Source organism: Bdellovibrionota bacterium (assembly GCA_040386775.1).
GTDB lineage: Bacteria > Bdellovibrionota > Bdellovibrionia > Bdellovibrionales > JAEYZS01 > JAEYZS01.
In genome coordinates this window covers 179,663-194,567 of record JAZKEU010000009.1, presented here as the reverse complement: position 1 = coordinate 194,567, position 14,905 = coordinate 179,663, and the positions used below count along the sequence as shown (strand labels likewise).

21 protein-coding genes are annotated in these 14,905 nt (G+C 38.4%); 15 read left to right on the top strand and 6 right to left on the bottom strand.

The window, feature by feature from the left end; genetic code table 11:
• Positions 1–133 precede the first annotated feature (133 nt).
• Genes V4596_05350 through V4596_05315 form a run of 8 tightly spaced genes read left to right on the top strand, consistent with a single transcriptional unit; the run spans position 134 to position 4,741 of the window.
• A complete protein-coding gene (locus tag V4596_05350) occupies positions 134–322 on the top strand; it encodes a hypothetical protein (protein MES2768555.1) in 189 nt (62 codons plus the stop codon).
• 30 nt (positions 323–352) lie between these two features.
• The gene (locus tag V4596_05345; GenBank protein ID MES2768554.1) at positions 353–550 is read left to right on the top strand and encodes a hypothetical protein; all 198 of its coding nucleotides are present in this window, start codon (positions 353–355) and stop codon (positions 548–550) included.
• Between the two features lie 10 nt (positions 551–560).
• A complete protein-coding gene (locus V4596_05340; GenBank protein ID MES2768553.1) occupies positions 561–1,043 on the top strand; it encodes a prepilin peptidase in 483 nt (160 codons plus the stop codon).
• Positions 1,040–1,300 carry a hypothetical protein gene (locus V4596_05335; protein ID MES2768552.1) on the top strand — a complete coding sequence of 87 codons (261 nt, stop codon included), beginning with the start codon at positions 1,040–1,042 and terminating at the stop codon, positions 1,298–1,300. The genes V4596_05340 and V4596_05335 overlap by 4 nt, the downstream gene beginning before the upstream one ends.
• Positions 1,297–1,869, top strand: a complete 573-nt coding sequence (locus tag V4596_05330) for a hypothetical protein (GenBank protein ID MES2768551.1) — start codon at positions 1,297–1,299, stop codon at positions 1,867–1,869. The genes V4596_05335 and V4596_05330 overlap by 4 nt, the downstream gene beginning before the upstream one ends.
• Positions 1,870–2,355, top strand: coding sequence for a hypothetical protein (locus tag V4596_05325; protein ID MES2768550.1), 486 nt, complete (start codon positions 1,870–1,872; stop codon positions 2,353–2,355).
• Positions 2,352–3,254, top strand: a complete 903-nt coding sequence (cpaB, locus tag V4596_05320; GenBank protein MES2768549.1) for a Flp pilus assembly protein CpaB — start codon at positions 2,352–2,354, stop codon at positions 3,252–3,254. Before V4596_05325 ends, cpaB begins: the two co-directional genes overlap by 4 nt.
• Positions 3,254–4,741, top strand: a complete 1,488-nt coding sequence (locus tag V4596_05315) for a pilus assembly protein (GenBank protein MES2768548.1) — start codon at positions 3,254–3,256, stop codon at positions 4,739–4,741. The genes cpaB and V4596_05315 overlap by 1 nt, the downstream gene beginning before the upstream one ends.
• A gap of 37 nt (positions 4,742–4,778) precedes the next feature.
• On the opposite strand, the gene V4596_05310 is transcribed toward V4596_05315, so the two are convergent.
• The 4 genes from V4596_05310 to V4596_05295 all read right to left on the bottom strand — a co-directional run bounded on the left by V4596_05310 (position 4,779) and on the right by V4596_05295 (position 6,434).
• Positions 4,779–5,399: a hypothetical protein gene (locus tag V4596_05310; GenBank protein ID MES2768547.1), complete on the bottom strand. Its 621-nt coding sequence runs from the start codon at positions 5,397–5,399 to the stop codon at positions 4,779–4,781.
• Between the two features lie 67 nt (positions 5,400–5,466).
• Positions 5,467–5,742: a hypothetical protein gene (locus V4596_05305; GenBank protein ID MES2768546.1), complete on the bottom strand. Its 276-nt coding sequence runs from the start codon at positions 5,740–5,742 to the stop codon at positions 5,467–5,469.
• A gap of 93 nt (positions 5,743–5,835) precedes the next feature.
• A complete protein-coding gene (locus tag V4596_05300; GenBank protein ID MES2768545.1) occupies positions 5,836–6,015 on the bottom strand; it encodes a DUF1328 domain-containing protein in 180 nt (59 codons plus the stop codon).
• A 17-nt stretch (positions 6,016–6,032) separates the two neighbouring features.
• On the bottom strand, positions 6,033–6,434 hold the full coding sequence (locus V4596_05295) for a hypothetical protein (GenBank protein MES2768544.1): 402 nt from the start codon (positions 6,432–6,434) through the stop codon (positions 6,033–6,035).
• 311 nt (positions 6,435–6,745) lie between these two features.
• On the opposite strand from V4596_05295, the gene V4596_05290 reads away from it, so the two are divergent.
• The 7 genes from V4596_05290 to V4596_05260 all read left to right on the top strand — a co-directional run bounded on the left by V4596_05290 (position 6,746) and on the right by V4596_05260 (position 14,076).
• Positions 6,746–8,161 carry a sigma-54 dependent transcriptional regulator gene (locus V4596_05290; protein MES2768543.1) on the top strand — a complete coding sequence of 472 codons (1,416 nt, stop codon included), beginning with the start codon at positions 6,746–6,748 and terminating at the stop codon, positions 8,159–8,161.
• Between the two features lie 190 nt (positions 8,162–8,351).
• The gene (locus V4596_05285; GenBank protein MES2768542.1) at positions 8,352–8,591 is read left to right on the top strand and encodes a CsbD family protein; all 240 of its coding nucleotides are present in this window, start codon (positions 8,352–8,354) and stop codon (positions 8,589–8,591) included.
• 209 nt (positions 8,592–8,800) lie between these two features.
• Entirely contained in the window at positions 8,801–10,963 is a 2,163-nt protein-coding gene (locus tag V4596_05280; protein ID MES2768541.1) for an ATPase, T2SS/T4P/T4SS family, read from the top strand.
• A complete protein-coding gene (locus tag V4596_05275) occupies positions 10,960–11,835 on the top strand; it encodes a type II secretion system F family protein (GenBank protein ID MES2768540.1) in 876 nt (291 codons plus the stop codon). The genes V4596_05280 and V4596_05275 overlap by 4 nt, the downstream gene beginning before the upstream one ends.
• Before the next feature lie 87 nt (positions 11,836–11,922).
• Entirely contained in the window at positions 11,923–13,545 is a 1,623-nt protein-coding gene (locus tag V4596_05270; protein MES2768539.1) for a DUF6531 domain-containing protein, read from the top strand.
• Positions 13,546–13,553: 8 nt separating this feature from the next.
• On the top strand, positions 13,554–13,778 hold the full coding sequence (locus V4596_05265) for a hypothetical protein (protein MES2768538.1): 225 nt from the start codon (positions 13,554–13,556) through the stop codon (positions 13,776–13,778).
• Positions 13,779–13,917: 139 nt separating this feature from the next.
• Positions 13,918–14,076, top strand: a complete 159-nt coding sequence (locus V4596_05260) for a hypothetical protein (protein MES2768537.1) — start codon at positions 13,918–13,920, stop codon at positions 14,074–14,076.
• A 43-nt stretch (positions 14,077–14,119) separates the two neighbouring features.
• Here the strand turns inward: V4596_05260 and V4596_05255 are convergent, their stop codons facing one another.
• Together V4596_05255 and V4596_05250 are read right to left on the bottom strand one after the other, a co-directional pair.
• Positions 14,120–14,473 carry a hypothetical protein gene (locus V4596_05255; GenBank protein ID MES2768536.1) on the bottom strand — a complete coding sequence of 118 codons (354 nt, stop codon included), beginning with the start codon at positions 14,471–14,473 and terminating at the stop codon, positions 14,120–14,122.
• 18 nt (positions 14,474–14,491) lie between these two features.
• Positions 14,492–14,887 carry a response regulator gene (locus tag V4596_05250; protein ID MES2768535.1) on the bottom strand — a complete coding sequence of 132 codons (396 nt, stop codon included), beginning with the start codon at positions 14,885–14,887 and terminating at the stop codon, positions 14,492–14,494.
• Positions 14,888–14,905: the final 18 nt, after the last annotated feature.

Below are 14,905 nucleotides of genomic sequence, written 5' to 3'. Positions count from 1 at the left end.
GGTGCGGCTCACCTTTGCAGCTTTTTTACTAAGGTCTAGTTAAGTGGGCTTAAAGTTTAAGAAATCAATGTCTTATTCCGATAAATTAGATGGGAAATAGTATGTAAATTGAATTTAAAGGGAGGATACATCTATGAAAAAACTAATTAATTTCTCTAAGCGTTTACGCAAAAGTGAATCTGGTCAAGGCGCTACTGAATACATTTTGCTTTTGGTGGTGATCGTTGGATTAGTGCTTATGTTTGGACCAAAAATTAAATCCATCGTGAGTGCAAAAGTTGATGCCTTACAAGGTGATATCAACTCTGTAACTTCGAAATAACCTGATCAGTAAAAGGATCCAGAGGATTTTATGACTACGGAACTTGTAATTTTATTGACGCTTTTTATGGTGGTTGTTGTGGGGATTTTTAAAACTCCCGCGCAATCATTTGAAAAATCAGGTCCACGCTTGGGCCTGAGAATCGAAAAGCATCTTGAAACTGGTTCCGGATTCGCAAGTAGAACTCAAGAATCTCCGAATGCTATTCCATGGGCTATAAAACCATAATGGGGAAGAAATGATGCCAACTGCTTTGTTATTGGCCGCGTGCCTAACAGACATAAAGTACAAGAAAATACTCAACTGGTTTGTTGTAATCAGTTTTCTTGTAGTGCTTGGTTATCATCTTGCCTTTGGCCACAAAGAAATTCTTTTCGAAGGATTTACAGGTTTAGGTATGGCGATCGTTTTAACTTTACCAATGTATCTCATGAGAGCCATGAGTAGTGGTGACTTAAAAATATTTGCTGTATTTGGATTTTCGACAAATGTGGATGCTGTGATATTTACTTTTATTGCCTCACTAGTTTGGGGAAGTGTTTTGGGAGTTGTAAGAGCTATCTTTAACAAACAAGGCAATGTGCTGTGGAGTAATTTTATAAAAATCGTAAAATTACAAAAACCAGAACCGCACACATTACATCAAATTCCATTCACTGTAGCGCTGCTCGCTGGATGGTTCACGTATGTTTTGTACACAGGTTATGGGAGAGCACTATGAAGCTCACCCACATCAACAACGAATCAGGCCAAGTCGCAATTGAGTACATACTCCTTATGGTGGTTGTACTTGGAGCGTTCTTAGGAGCAAGAAACTTACTAATCTCCACAAATGCAGTTGGTAACTTTGTACAAAAACCTTGGCAGCTTGTAGCCGGAATGATCGAAACAGGAGTTTGGGGAGAGCCTAAAAAAACCAGAGCCCAACACCCTGGACTACTCTCTAGACACCGAAGCTTTAAGGGAGATGGCGAATGATAAAAAACCAATCAGGAGCCATTGCATTGGATTTTATTTTCGCACTGGTGCTCGTGCTATCTATGACATTGCTACTTGGTGTATTTTCATTCTCGCTTTCGATAATCGAGAGTGTGCAGTATCTGACTTTTAGTAGCTCTCGAGCGTACTTTGCTGGGCACATTAGCCAGGCCGAGCAAAAAAAAGCTGCGGAGAAAAAATTTAAAGAACTTTCCGCAACGGGCTCTTACCAAAAATTACTCAAGAAGGATTGGTTCAACGTAACTTTAGATGAGGTTGGGGATTCGAGAAAAGAATACGATGCAACGGATGAGCGCGATATCCTTGAAGGGGTTAGGACAAAAATTGTAGTTGGTCTTTTGGAATTACAAATTCCTCTCTTCGGATCAACCAAGGGTGATAATCCTTATGAAACTTTTGTGACCTCTTTTTTGGGGAGAGAGTCTTCGACGGAAGAGTGTATGGAAATGGTAAATAGACGATTTAAAGAGATATTGAACTTAGGACCATATAGCGCTGGAACAGTAAATCCCACGGCTTATGTTTCCTTTGATGATAATGGGTGTTGAGTGAAAAATGTAATGAAGACTGAACATTTGAATAATGAAAAAGGAATTGCAACTCTAGAGTCTGCTCTTCTGCTTTCTATATTTGTAGTCTTCATGACTTATTGTGTAGGTACATTTGGCGTCATTCATACAGGAATTTTAAGTTCTATTTCAGCTAGAGCATATGCCTTTGAAACTTTTAGAAATAGAACAAACGTAACTTATTTTAGAGATACAGTAACTGCAGATAAAGATCACACTTTTAAATACGGAGTAAGAGCTCACGGTATAGTTTCAGAAAAAGAGCCTACGGGAAATCAATGGGATTCCACTCCGCGAACACTTTCACAAGGTCGCGAAGTGGCTTCAAGTACAGAGAGAAGTAAACTCACTGTGGAGATGATGAATAAATTAGATAATAAAAGAGAAACGACTGGAGTTAATCCGGTCCATATTAAAGTTTTATACGGCATTTGCCTAAATTACGATTGTGGGGATGAACAATGAATCCAAATCCAACGAGAACATTATGGATATCCATCGGACTTGGCGTTTTCGCTATGTTCTTAATTTATAGTTATTCGCAAGAAAAGAAAGCGGAATACGATAAACGTTATGGAACATCTAAGCGAGTTCTTATCGCTGCTAAAGATATTTTAGAGATGAGCACAATCGATGAAACGATGATTGAATATCAAGAAGTTCCCGTGGACTTCATTCAACCAGGAGCTGTGGAAGATCCAGATTTAGCAATTAACAAAGTTGCGGCTGCTCCATTTAAAAAAGGTGAACAAATTCTTAACACTAAACTTTTAAGCTTAGGCGCGAACACAGGTTTATCGAGTCAGGTAGCTCCCGGTAAAAGAGCTGTATCTATTCAAATTGATGAAGCCAGAAGCGTTTCAAAACTTGTACAACCAGGTGATCGCATCGATATCTTAGCAAGCGTTGAGATTGGAAGAGGCGCAAATAAAGAGAGCGAAGTAAGAACTCTGATGCAAGATGTGGTGATTTTGGCGACGGGTCCAAAGATCACTAATAATATTCCTAGATTATTAGAAAAAAATAATTTTAATAATGAGGCTGTTTATAGAAATTTAAACGGAGATACATCCTTCCAAACAATTACGGTAGAAGCTTCTCCACAGGAAGCTCAAAATCTAGTTTATCTAATGACATCTTCTCCAGGAAGCATCTTTTTTACTCTAAGAAATCCTAACGATAGGATCGTCACTCCAGTTGCGGGAGCAGATGCAAACTCTATATTAGGAAGATCTAATCCACAGTTTCTAAGAACTATGGAACCGCTCGCGCAAGTACCAGCGCCTGTTGTTGCTCCGGTAAAACCAAGACAGCCCTCTTCGCTCCCTCCAAAGCGCAAGGGTCAATTCATAGAGGTTAACTAATGAAATACAGAGTTTACTTTAAAAAATTATCGGAAATAGTCTTATTGATTTCATTGGTAATTCCTGGAGCCCAGGCTCAGGAAAAATCTCCAAAGAAATTCATCAACCTCACCGTGGGTCTGACCTTCGATGAAAAAATGGCGTATGTACCAGAAGGTCCCATATTCAAAGGCGACTTCAAAAAAACGACAAAGCTTTCCTTATCTCAAGAAACAAAAACTCTAAGATTTGAACCTACAACAGAAGGTGTTAGTACCTTGACTGTTATGGACACTAGAGGCCGCGTGATCCAAGAATACGTGATCACCGTTAAAAAAAGCCGTCTTGAAAACGTGGCTCGTGAAATCAAAACCCTACTTGGAGAAATCGAAGGAATTTCCATTAAAATCATCAATAACAAAGTTGTCGTTGATGGCGAAATTTTATTACCAAGAGATATGAATAGAATCATGAGCGTTGTTGGACAATATGGTGAACAAGCTTCGGCGATTGTTACCCTCTCCCCTATTGCGCAAAAGAAAATTTCTGAAATTATCGAAAAAGATGTCAACAATCCAGAGATCACATGTCGCGCGGTGAATGGAAAATTCATTCTTGAAGGTATGGCAAACTCTAAGGAAGAAAAGGACAGAGCCTATGTTATCGCGCAAACCTATGTTCCCGACTATGTAGTTGGTGCGGCTGAAAAATCTGGAGACTTAAAAACTCAAAGGGCAACTCCGGTAATCAATTTGATCGATATCAAACCACCAGGAGAGGCCCCTCCAAAGAAAATTGTGCAAATGATTGTGCATTATGTGGAGTTAAACAAAGACTACAATAGATCTTTCAGATTTCAATTCACGCCTGATATCGCAGACGGTGGTAAATTAGAATTTCAAACTGGTAACAGAGCACCAGGTGGCGTAATTTCATCCATCTCCGGTATCGTTAGTAACTTATTGCCAAAATTAAATTGGGCCAAAGAACACGGACACGCCAGAATTCTTCAAAGCACGAGTATCATCGTACAAGAAGGTCAAACTGGTAAGATCCAATCTATCAGCAAAGTCCCATATTCTACTTCGGGCCCACAAGGACTTGGAGAAACAAGATTTGCAGACGTTGGTATCATTTCTGATATTACGCCTACAATTCCAAATCCAAATTCGGATGCCATAAACTTGTCTATTAACTTTAAGATCAGTTCACTTGTAGGAACAAACTCTAAAGGTGAACCCACAACCGCGGAAAATTCTCTACAAACAGCCGTGGCCGTGAGATCTACGCAGAGTGCAGCAATTGGCGGTCTTGTGAGTAACTCTAGCATGACCAATTATAATAAACTTCCAAAGGATGCGAGTACAAATCCATTGATTTCACTTTATACCTCTAAAGGCTTTACCCGTAACCAATCGCAATTTGTAGTATTTGTTACTCCGGTGATTAAGAACTCAGCTTCTGCCGGATCCGAAAAGATCAAAGCGAAATTTAGACTTCGCGAGTAGAGACTGTCACCCATCATGGCTGACAGTCCTCAATTTATTAAAGTGCGAGTGGAAAGCTAACGCTAGCAATCCAAGATTCACGATCAGCTTCCTGACTGTAAGTTCCTGTAATTGGGCCCGCGTTTCTAATATTTAATTTTTCATAAGTCCCAGTGAGATATTCTAAATTCAGGCTCACTATACCTACTCTAAAACCTGCACCAAGTTTCCACATGTCTGGATCCTTGTAAGTAACGTTAGATTGATTCGAACCACGTCCATCAAGTTCAATTTCTCCGAATGGAATGTATCCGCCCCATACTCTTAAACCAACAACTGGAGTTTGTAGGCCTACCGTAAGACCTGCCGTCCAAGATTTAAGATCATAGTCAAAGTCACCATTTTCATCTGTAAATTCTGGCTCAGAATAGTTAGCGTCTAAGGCAAGAAAGAAAATATCAGACACATGTCCGCCAAATCTCAATCCTACGCCAAAGCCTTCAAGATCACCATCAGGTTTTCCTGCAGCTCCGAAATCCATTTCACCTTTACCCATTTCATAAGTCACAGCGGGTTCTAAAAATAATCCACCACTATCAACACTGTCTTGTGCAGAAGCCTTCTGCCCTATGACTGAGAATGTGAGTAGAACCATTGAGGTCGTTAATAGTTTTTTCATTTTGCTTCCTTCAAAAGATCAGAGGGAAATATTCCCTCTGATCTTTAATTGATTTGATTTGATTTTATTAGTTTACTTTTTTCTTAACATCGTCAGCTTTATCACCGATTTCATCGCCGGCATTTTGCACTTTGTGTTTAGCTTTTTGAGCAGCGCACTCAACATCGCCCTTCATACAAACGGCATCTTTAGTTGCTCTAACACCTTTTTTTGCAACCTTTGCTGTGTCTTGACCTACCTCTTGCACTTTTTCGGTTGTCGTCGTCTCGGCGAAAGATTTCAGAGACACACCTGTCATAATTAAAGATGCGGCTAAAAAAATTGTCGTTAATAATGTTTTCATTTTATACTCCTTGAATTCTGTTCTGTTACTCTGTTTAACCAAGAACTTTCGCTCTTGGTTTTATTATTCCGATTATAATTATACTCTAGTACTCTAGGGCAATGGTCTCGAGCGGCCAGTTAGAAGGCTCACTACGAAACTGATAACTGCCAAAGCCAAGAATACGAATAATAATATTTTTCCAATCTCCATTGATAATCCTGCTAAGTTATTAGCTCCCAAAATAATTGAGATTAATGCTAATACGAAGAAGGCAATTGCTGCTCTTAACATAAGTTACTCCTTTGTTGTTATTGTAAGCGTTCGCTTACTTTATCTATGTTCTTTTCAATTTCGCTTTTGATTTTGTCTACACCAGACATTATTCCTGATCGAATAGAAGATTCTGGTGATCTATTTCTGCCGAGTAAGAAGCCGGCAACAAATCCTACAACTGCTGCGCCACCAACAAATGTCCAAGGCTTCTCTTTAATTGTTTTATTCAGAGAATTGTAGGAAGTTGTTACAGTTTGAAGTATTTTTTCTTTTGAGCCACTCATACTATCCAAAACGTTTTTTCCAAATTCTGTAACTGTAGCCAAAACTTCTGGAGCCGTTTCCAGAGCATTCTCTACCGTGCTCTTAGCATTCTTACCTGCACTGTTAGCTTTAGATTTAAAATCTGACTTCATTTCTGTCGTTGTTTGTTTCATATTTTTTTCTCCTGTTGTTGTTTGCAAACTTAATAAAGCAACTCGCAGGCCAGTTATTTTTCGCATCTAACTTGATTTAATTTGATTTGAAGAAATCAATCGAGGCATTAAGGTTTTTTTAAGGGTAAATGTGCCCCGCAAAATATATGATCGTGAAGATTTCTTCACAAATTTTTAGAGCAGTTAGACCTTAACGTTCTGATATTGCTGACAATTATATTAAAAAACCAAAAAAATTTTAGATGTTAAGAGTCAGTAACATACCAAGGAATAATTGGACATGGGCATTTTATCTTCTGTATATATACTGTATGCAAAAGAAAAAAATTAAATTACTAATCATTGAAGACGATGTTGAATTAATTGAACTCTTGCACCACTATTTCGGCCCACGTGGGTACGAAGTGTCTGGCTTCACGGATCCGATGATTCCTCTAGATCTTCTAGAGAAGCAAAACAACTCTCATTGCTACGAGGTTGCACTCGTGGACTTAAATCTTCCTAATATGTCAGGATTAGATTTTATTAAAAAGATGAGAATGGTTTGTCCAGACATGCCAATTCTACTTATGACGGCCGACAATAGTATTGAAACAGCAATGGAAGCTGTAGAAGCCGGAGCCTATGACTATGTAGTTAAACCGCTCCACTTCACTCAATTGAATTTGACTCTGCAAAGAGCCGTTAGACTCAAGACGATCACTGATGAAAATAAAATTTTAAGAAATTCTGCAGAGCCAAAAAATATTTTAGAAAAATTTGTTTTTAAGAGCCAGAAGATGCTTAATCTCTTGGATGTTGCAAGACGTGTATCAGATAGCACAGCAACGGTTTTAATCCACGGTGAGAGCGGGACAGGCAAAGAAGTTATCGCGAGAGCAATTCACCAACTTGGCAAATATAAGGATAAGCCTTTTATTGCTATCAATTGTTCTGCCATTCCAGAAAATTTATTGGAATCTGAGCTTTTTGGTCACGCAAAAGGTTCATTCACAGGCGCAATTGATAAAAAAATTGGTTTATTTGAAGAGGCCGGAGATGGAATACTTTTCTTAGACGAAATCGGTGATCTTAGTCAGTCTTTACAATCAAAGCTATTAAGAGTTTTACAAGAAAAGAAAATTAAACGTGTGGGTGAAAATGACTATATTGATATTCATACACGCGTTCTCGCTGCAACTCATAAAGATCTAAAGAAGGCCGTTGAAGATGGAAGCTTTAGAGAAGATTTGTACTTTAGATTGAATGTAATTCCTATGACTGTTCCATCTTTAAGAGAAAGACCTGAGGACATCCTCCCGCTTGCTCAACTCTTTTTAAGAAAGTTTGGTAGAGAAAACGGTAGGAATTTAATTTTCTCTAAAACTGCAGTTGATCATATGATGAATTTCCCATGGCAAGGCAACGTTCGTGAATTGGAAAATGCAGTTGAGAGAGCGGTAGTTCTTGCTACCGGAAATGAAATTTCTTCGCAGGAATTACCACAAATTGAAGATACGTTTTCGAACAAAAATAGCGTTGAAAGTCTTTTTCAACCTCTATTGACTAGAACCGAGCTTCCGAGATTGGAAGAAATTTCTAATTCATATATTCAATTTGTAGCAAAAAATATGAAGAGCACCAAAGAACACATTGCAGGAATTCTGGGCATTGACAGAAAAACTTTGTATAGAAGAATGCAAACAAATCCAAATCAACGTGAAAATTCAGAATCACCTCTAATTTAATTTTTTCTATTTAATCTTTTAAAGTCTTTTGCGACATTTTGTCTTTTTGACCGAGGCATTTGTCCTCGAGAAAATGTCGTAAAATTCTCCTTTCTAGTTTATTTACATTTAGAATTCATTTTGGCCGTGGCACTGCCTTTGCTTATATATTTGTATAACGCTATGACAACTAACTATGAAGGAGAATTTTATGAATGAAAATCTTGTTTCAGGAAAATGGAAAGAAATTAAAGGTGATATTTTAAAAACCTGGGGAAAGCTAACAGACGACGAAGTTGAAGAAGCAAAAGGAAATGTGCTTGGATTAGCCGGAACCATTCAGAAGAGATTTGGTCTTGCACAAGAAGAGGCCGCTTCAAAATTAAATAGAATTATAGATAGATACAAAGAAGAAAATAAAAACAATGTCAGCCCCACTGACACTATGTAACGGGAAGCCGTTACCAAATGTTACCTAGACTCAAACTCTATCTCAGAGTTAAGCCCAATTGATTCTGAGCTCTCAACCCAATCCCATACAATCCCCGCTGGACTTTTGTCTTTGCGGGGATTTCTTTTTGGGCTAGCTTACTCTTCATTTCTCTGTAACTAGACCTATCCTTGTCTTCAAAAAAACAACAATCTTTCCGATAGTTATACATGAATTTTCATATTATTTCAATTCTTGGTGGTAAAGGCGGCGTAGGGAAAAGTGTTTTCACCGCAAATCTTGCGCTCGCATTTATGAAGGAATTAAAAACCAGAGTTTTGTTAATCGATCTTGATGCCGAATCTTGCGGAGATCAAAACGTAATTCTTGGATTAAAACCATTAAAAACAATGTCCGAGATTGCATCTTTCACAGGACAAATCAATCCAACGACTGTTTCAACTCTTGTGACAAAGCACTCTTCCGGATTGGGCTTCATCGGCGCTGTAAAATCTGCGATGGAAAAATTAAGCGTTCAACCTGAACTTATGGAAAAACCTCTTTCTGCACTTGGACAAATCTTTCCCTACATCATTGTAGATCTTGGTTGTCATATTGGTGATTTACAAATGAAAGTTTTAGAAAAAAGCTCAGCGGTTATCGTTGTTTCTACCCCTGAAGTTTTAGCTGCTAACCAATCTCTAAAGCTAATGAACCAATTGATCGCAAGTACTTTGCCTACAGATCTTTTTCAAATTGCATTGAACAAATTCGGACCAGGGGCGCTTTCTCCTCAGGCACTTGCACAGACTTTTAAAAAAAATATTATTGGAATCATTCCACAAGACGACACAGCATCTAGTACAGCATTGCAATCAGGAAACCCCGTCGTATTGGCGCAACCTCAATCTGCTATTGCACAAGCTTATCATGAACTCACAAGAAAGCTGACTTCAAACAACTTCTTGAATCGCTTACAGCAAATGCATCGTCCGACAGGAATAAAATCGCCTCAGGCAATAACAGCCGCTCCTGCATCAGTAAATAGCGGTGGAGGTAATACTCAGCCAGATAGAAAAAATAGTCCCAGAAATTTATTTAAAGAACAAATTCACAGAGAGCTCATCAACACAATGAACCTTAAGAAAGGCATAACCGAAACTAAAGGCGATGTTGAAAAAGAAAGACAACTCTTTGCAAAGACTCAACAAACAATTTCCCAACTCGTTGATAAAATGCAACCAGGAATGTCACGCGATGATAGATCACAAATCATCAAAGAAGTTTTAGACGAAGCTTTGGGTCTTGGACCACTTGAAACATTACTAGCCGAAGACTCTGTAACGGAAATCATGGTGAATGGCGCTGATAGAATTTTTGTGGAAAGAGCGGGTAAAATTTCTCTTAGCCCCGTAACTTTCACATCTAATGTTCACTTAAGAAACGTTATCGAAAGAATTGTTACACCACTCGGAAGAAGAATCGACGAAAAAACTCCATACGTGGATGCAAGACTAAAAGATGGAAGTCGCGTGAACGCCGTGATCGAACCCATCGCCATTGACGGCCCATCGCTCACCATCAGAAAATTTGCGAAGAAGCCTATTGTTGCAGAAAATTATGTGCAATGGGGTTCGATGACAGAACCAATGATCGACTTTATGAGAATCTGTGTTGAAAACGGACTCAACGTAATTATTTCTGGTGGTACTGGTTCCGGTAAAACTACTTTGTTAAATGTTATGTCGAGCTTTATTCCATCTACAGAAAGAATTGTTACCGTAGAGGATGCTGCCGAACTCCAACTGAAACAGGAACACGTTGTAAGACTTGAAACTCGCCCAGCAAATATGGAGGGCACCGGCTCTATCACAATTAGAGATTTAGTGAGAAACTCATTGAGAATGAGACCAGATAGAATCGTAGTCGGTGAATGTCGCGGTGGCGAAGCTCTAGATATGTTATCTGCAATGAACACTGGTCACGATGGATCGATGACAACTGTTCACGCCAACTCACCTCGCGAAGCAATCGGAAGACTTGAGACCCTTTGTATGATGGCTGGGATGGATTTACCTGCAAAAGCAATTCGAGAACAAATTGCTGGCGCCGTAGATCTTATTGTTCAAATTTCTCGGTTATCCGATGGGTCAAGAAAAGTGATCAGCATTACAGAAGTCGCAGGCATGCAGGGCGAAACCGTCACATTACAAGAAATTTTTAAATATAAAGAAGAAGGTTTTGATAAAAATAGAAAAATCTTAGGTCAGTTCTTAGCAACTGGTCTAATCCCAACTTTTATTGAAGAATTTGAAAGAAAAGGATTAAAAATTCCTAGAACGTTATTCAGCAATGAAGCAGCCTTCAAGAAAGTTCCTGGAGGCAAACCATGAGTTTCCTCGGAAATGACTTTGTATTTATTGTCTTGATGGGAATTTGCATCTTTGCCGCTTCTTTTTTCTTCTCAGATAAAATTCTAAACTTCCTCTACGAAAAAAGCTTAGGCAGCAGACAATATGTTTTAGATAAATTGGAATTGATGTTTGTGGAAACAAATCCAAAGAAAATCACCATGACGATGCTTTCCTTGAGCTTTGGACTTGGTTTTTTGGTATTCATCGCGGTATTTCCGAACTTGATTACAGGATTTATTCTAGGCGGATTTGTTACCATCGCGGGCTGGCAAGCACCTAAATATTTAGTGGATTATCTTTTTGAAAAAAGATGTAACAAACTTGTAGATCAAATGGTTGATGGTTTAACGATCATGTCCAATGGTATTCGTGCAGGCCTAGGAATTACGCAATCCATGGAAAGAGTTGTAGACAATATGCCCAGTCCAATCAAACAAGAGTTTGGACTCGTGCTTTCACAAATCAAACTTGGTCTAAGCGTTGAAGAAGCTCTTTCTAATTTTGGAAATAGAATTCCGGTGGCCGATGTACAAATGTTTGTTACCGCTATCAATATCTTAAAAGAAACTGGCGGTAATTTGGCTGAGACATTTACGACCATGGTTGAGGTTTTGCGTGAGAGACAAAAGATCCACAAAAAAATCGAAGCCCTTACCGCCCAAGGTGTTACTCAAGGAATTATCATCACGATGGTTCCTTTTATATTGTTAATAGTCTTTACCGTTGTAGATCCAGGATTTGTGAAGCCCTTATTCACAACCACAATGGGAGTTATTTTTTTGATTTTGATGTTAACTCTCCAAGCAATTGGCGGATTTATGATTAGAAAGATCGTGAAAATAAAAGTTTAAGCTTCTAGCCTTTGGTCGAATGGTCAAGATGACTACTAGATGTGTATTATATAAATAAGGACGTCTAAGTATTGGGAGAATAGTGAAATGAAGAATATATTTGCAACACTCATTATGATTTTGTCGACGCAGGCTTTTGCATTAGTAGATATGCAAAACGCCAACTTCACAGAAACATGGGTCGATCTAGAAATTCCTGATACGGGATACAATTTAAAAGTTGAGAGATCATACAACTCAAGAACTTTACACAATGGTTTGTTTGGTTTTGGATGGTGTTCAAATTTTGAAACATCTCTAGAAATTTTGGCTGATGGCAGAGTGAAGAGAGTGGAATGTGGCGCAGGCCAAGAGATCACTTACGCACCAAAGTCATTTGATCAGGGTGACGTACAGGCTGGAATTCAAAAGATTATTGCTGGAATCAAAAAAGAAAATACTAAAATCTCTGCTCGTGAAATTCAAATTCTGACACAAAAATTAAAGGAAGACACTGGTTACAGAGACAGAGAAGCTGCAAGACTTGGAGTTCAAAAAGAAGCAAAAGACGGAACTGTCTTCTACAGTGAGGGCACCAATACAGACAAAGTTGTATTGAAAAAAGGTTTTTACGTTAGAGATCTTGCTGATGGCTCATCAGAGAGATTCAACACCGAAGGGCAATTGGTTTACCTTTATGACAAGAATCAAAACTATTTGAAATTAGATTACAATAAAAAAACTTTAACAAGTATGACAACAAGCTCTGGAAGAAGGTTGTCTTTTGATTATACTCAAAATGGAAAGATCAAACAAATCAGAGGTCCAAACGGTCTGAACTGCGAATATGAATATGAGAAATTAAATGATTTGATCTCTGCTAAAAATGGCAAAAGCGAAGTGACTAAGTATTCTTACGACACCCTTCATAACGTAACCAAAATCACTTACGCCGATAAATCTACAAAAGGGTTAAAATACAACCAAGATAAAGACTGGGTCACTGAACTCACTGATAGAAATAGCTGTTCTGAAAAATATGATTACACACTTTCAAAAGAAGATCCCAAAAATCACTACTGGTCGACAGTTGAAAAGAAGTGCGACGGAAAAATCGTAAACAAAAGTAGATATGGTTTCTGGTTCAAACCAAGATCAAATGGTTCTGGAGTATTCTTAACTAAGCTTCATATAGATAACAACGGCGTGAAATCAGACATCGAATATCACAATATTTTTGAAAAACCGACTTCCATCAAAAAAGACAAGGAACTCACTCAATATTCCTATTACCCGAATGGGTTGCTAAAAACCAAGAAAGTGAATTCTCAAGTTATTAACTTCAAATACAATAACCAGAACAAGGTTGCTGAGGTGTCTGAAGGTAAGGGATCCACTAAGTTCACATATGATAAACTGGGAAATCTAACGTTTGCTTCAAATTCAAGCGGACAGAACGTAAAACTTGAATACGACGTTAAAGGAAGAATCGTTAAGATCTTTGACCAAGCAAAAAGACTTATAAACATCGAATACGATGAGCGCTTTGGAAAACCCAAAACTGTAGAGCGTCCAGGAGTTGGAAAGATCTTTGTCAGTTACAACGCTGAAGGTGTTATTACCAAAGTGGATAGCAAAAACGACGACCCAACGGTGGCTGTTCAGGTGGCGAGTGCTTTTAACAATTTGGTTGAAATCATCACTCCAGCCGGCGTAAACATAGGTTTATAGGAAACTTTATGAAGATAATTCTATTTATAGCTCTCTTATTAGGACCCTTAGCATTCGCCAACGATAGCGAAGCCGATTACTCTGTGAACAACTGGGGAGCCCAATTGGACTGCGACACGAGCGTACCTGGAGCGGTTTGCCCAAGTAAGCCTTCTCCTAATAATCTAACCCTTACGAACGACACGCTTCCCACAGAACAAAGCGACGGGACTCCGGTAAAAGCCAACAAATAAGGTTTTTCACGTGTCAAATGTATAGACAATCTCAATATGAGACCTATACTTAAGTTATTGATTTTACTTGTTTTATTTTTATGCTGCTCTGGATTTTGATGGCATAGGCGTTGCTCTAATAACTGGTATGGAGGCTTATATGAAAAAAGCTGTGATTGTTATGATGGTAGTTCTATTTAGCGGTAACGTTTTTGCTGGCAGTGCTTGTTCTAAGAAAGTTAACGCTGGTTTGGTGAGTTCAACCAATCCGGATGTTTCTTCTTCGTCTGGTTCATCTAGCACAAAAGGTACTAGATAATTCGAGATCAATAAAATTTGAAAAACTAAAGAACAGAAGATCTTTATTGATCTTCTGCTTCTTCATTTTCTTCTGATTGCTCTATCTTTTTTTCCTGATCTTTTTGGTAGGCAAGGCTTCTTTTGATTTCCAAAAGCTTTCTCTGACCCGGAGAATTTTCTGCCCTAAATTGTTTCGTTACAAAAGAATCTACTGTTTTAATACTTGCACGATAGATATTCTTGGAAGCGATAAATGCACCTTCGGCAATTTGTCTGATGGGCTCTAAAATACTCGATTTTCTAATAAAGCCTTCTGCATGATTTTCAATTGATCTATGGCCCACTTCAATTTGCATCACAAGAACAAATAAAAAAGTAACAATTGCTATTTTTAATATATAAAAAATATGACTCATCTCTTTAAATCTCCTTACCTAAAGTTGTTTTATTTTTTCTTGTGCCCGATCTTTTCTTAAGGCACTTTTTATTGTCGCAATTAAATTATCAATTTGAAAAGGCTTCACCACAAAATCCACACAGCCTGCACCGATAGCTCTTGATATCATTGCCTCACTGCCTTCAGTTGAACACGCGATGATCGGCATTTTAGGATTTGTTTTTAAAATTTCTTCAGTGGCTTGAATTCCGCTTTTTACCGGCATTACGATATCCATTAAGATCAAATCCGGTTTTAATGAAGCAGCCATTTCTACGGCTTCGGTTCCATTCTGGGCCTCGCCTATAACTTCAAAACCATGTTTTTGTAGAATCTGAGTTAGTACTTCACGCACGAACGCAGCGTCATCGACGATTAAAACTTTCTGTGACATGTAATCAGTATATTACTG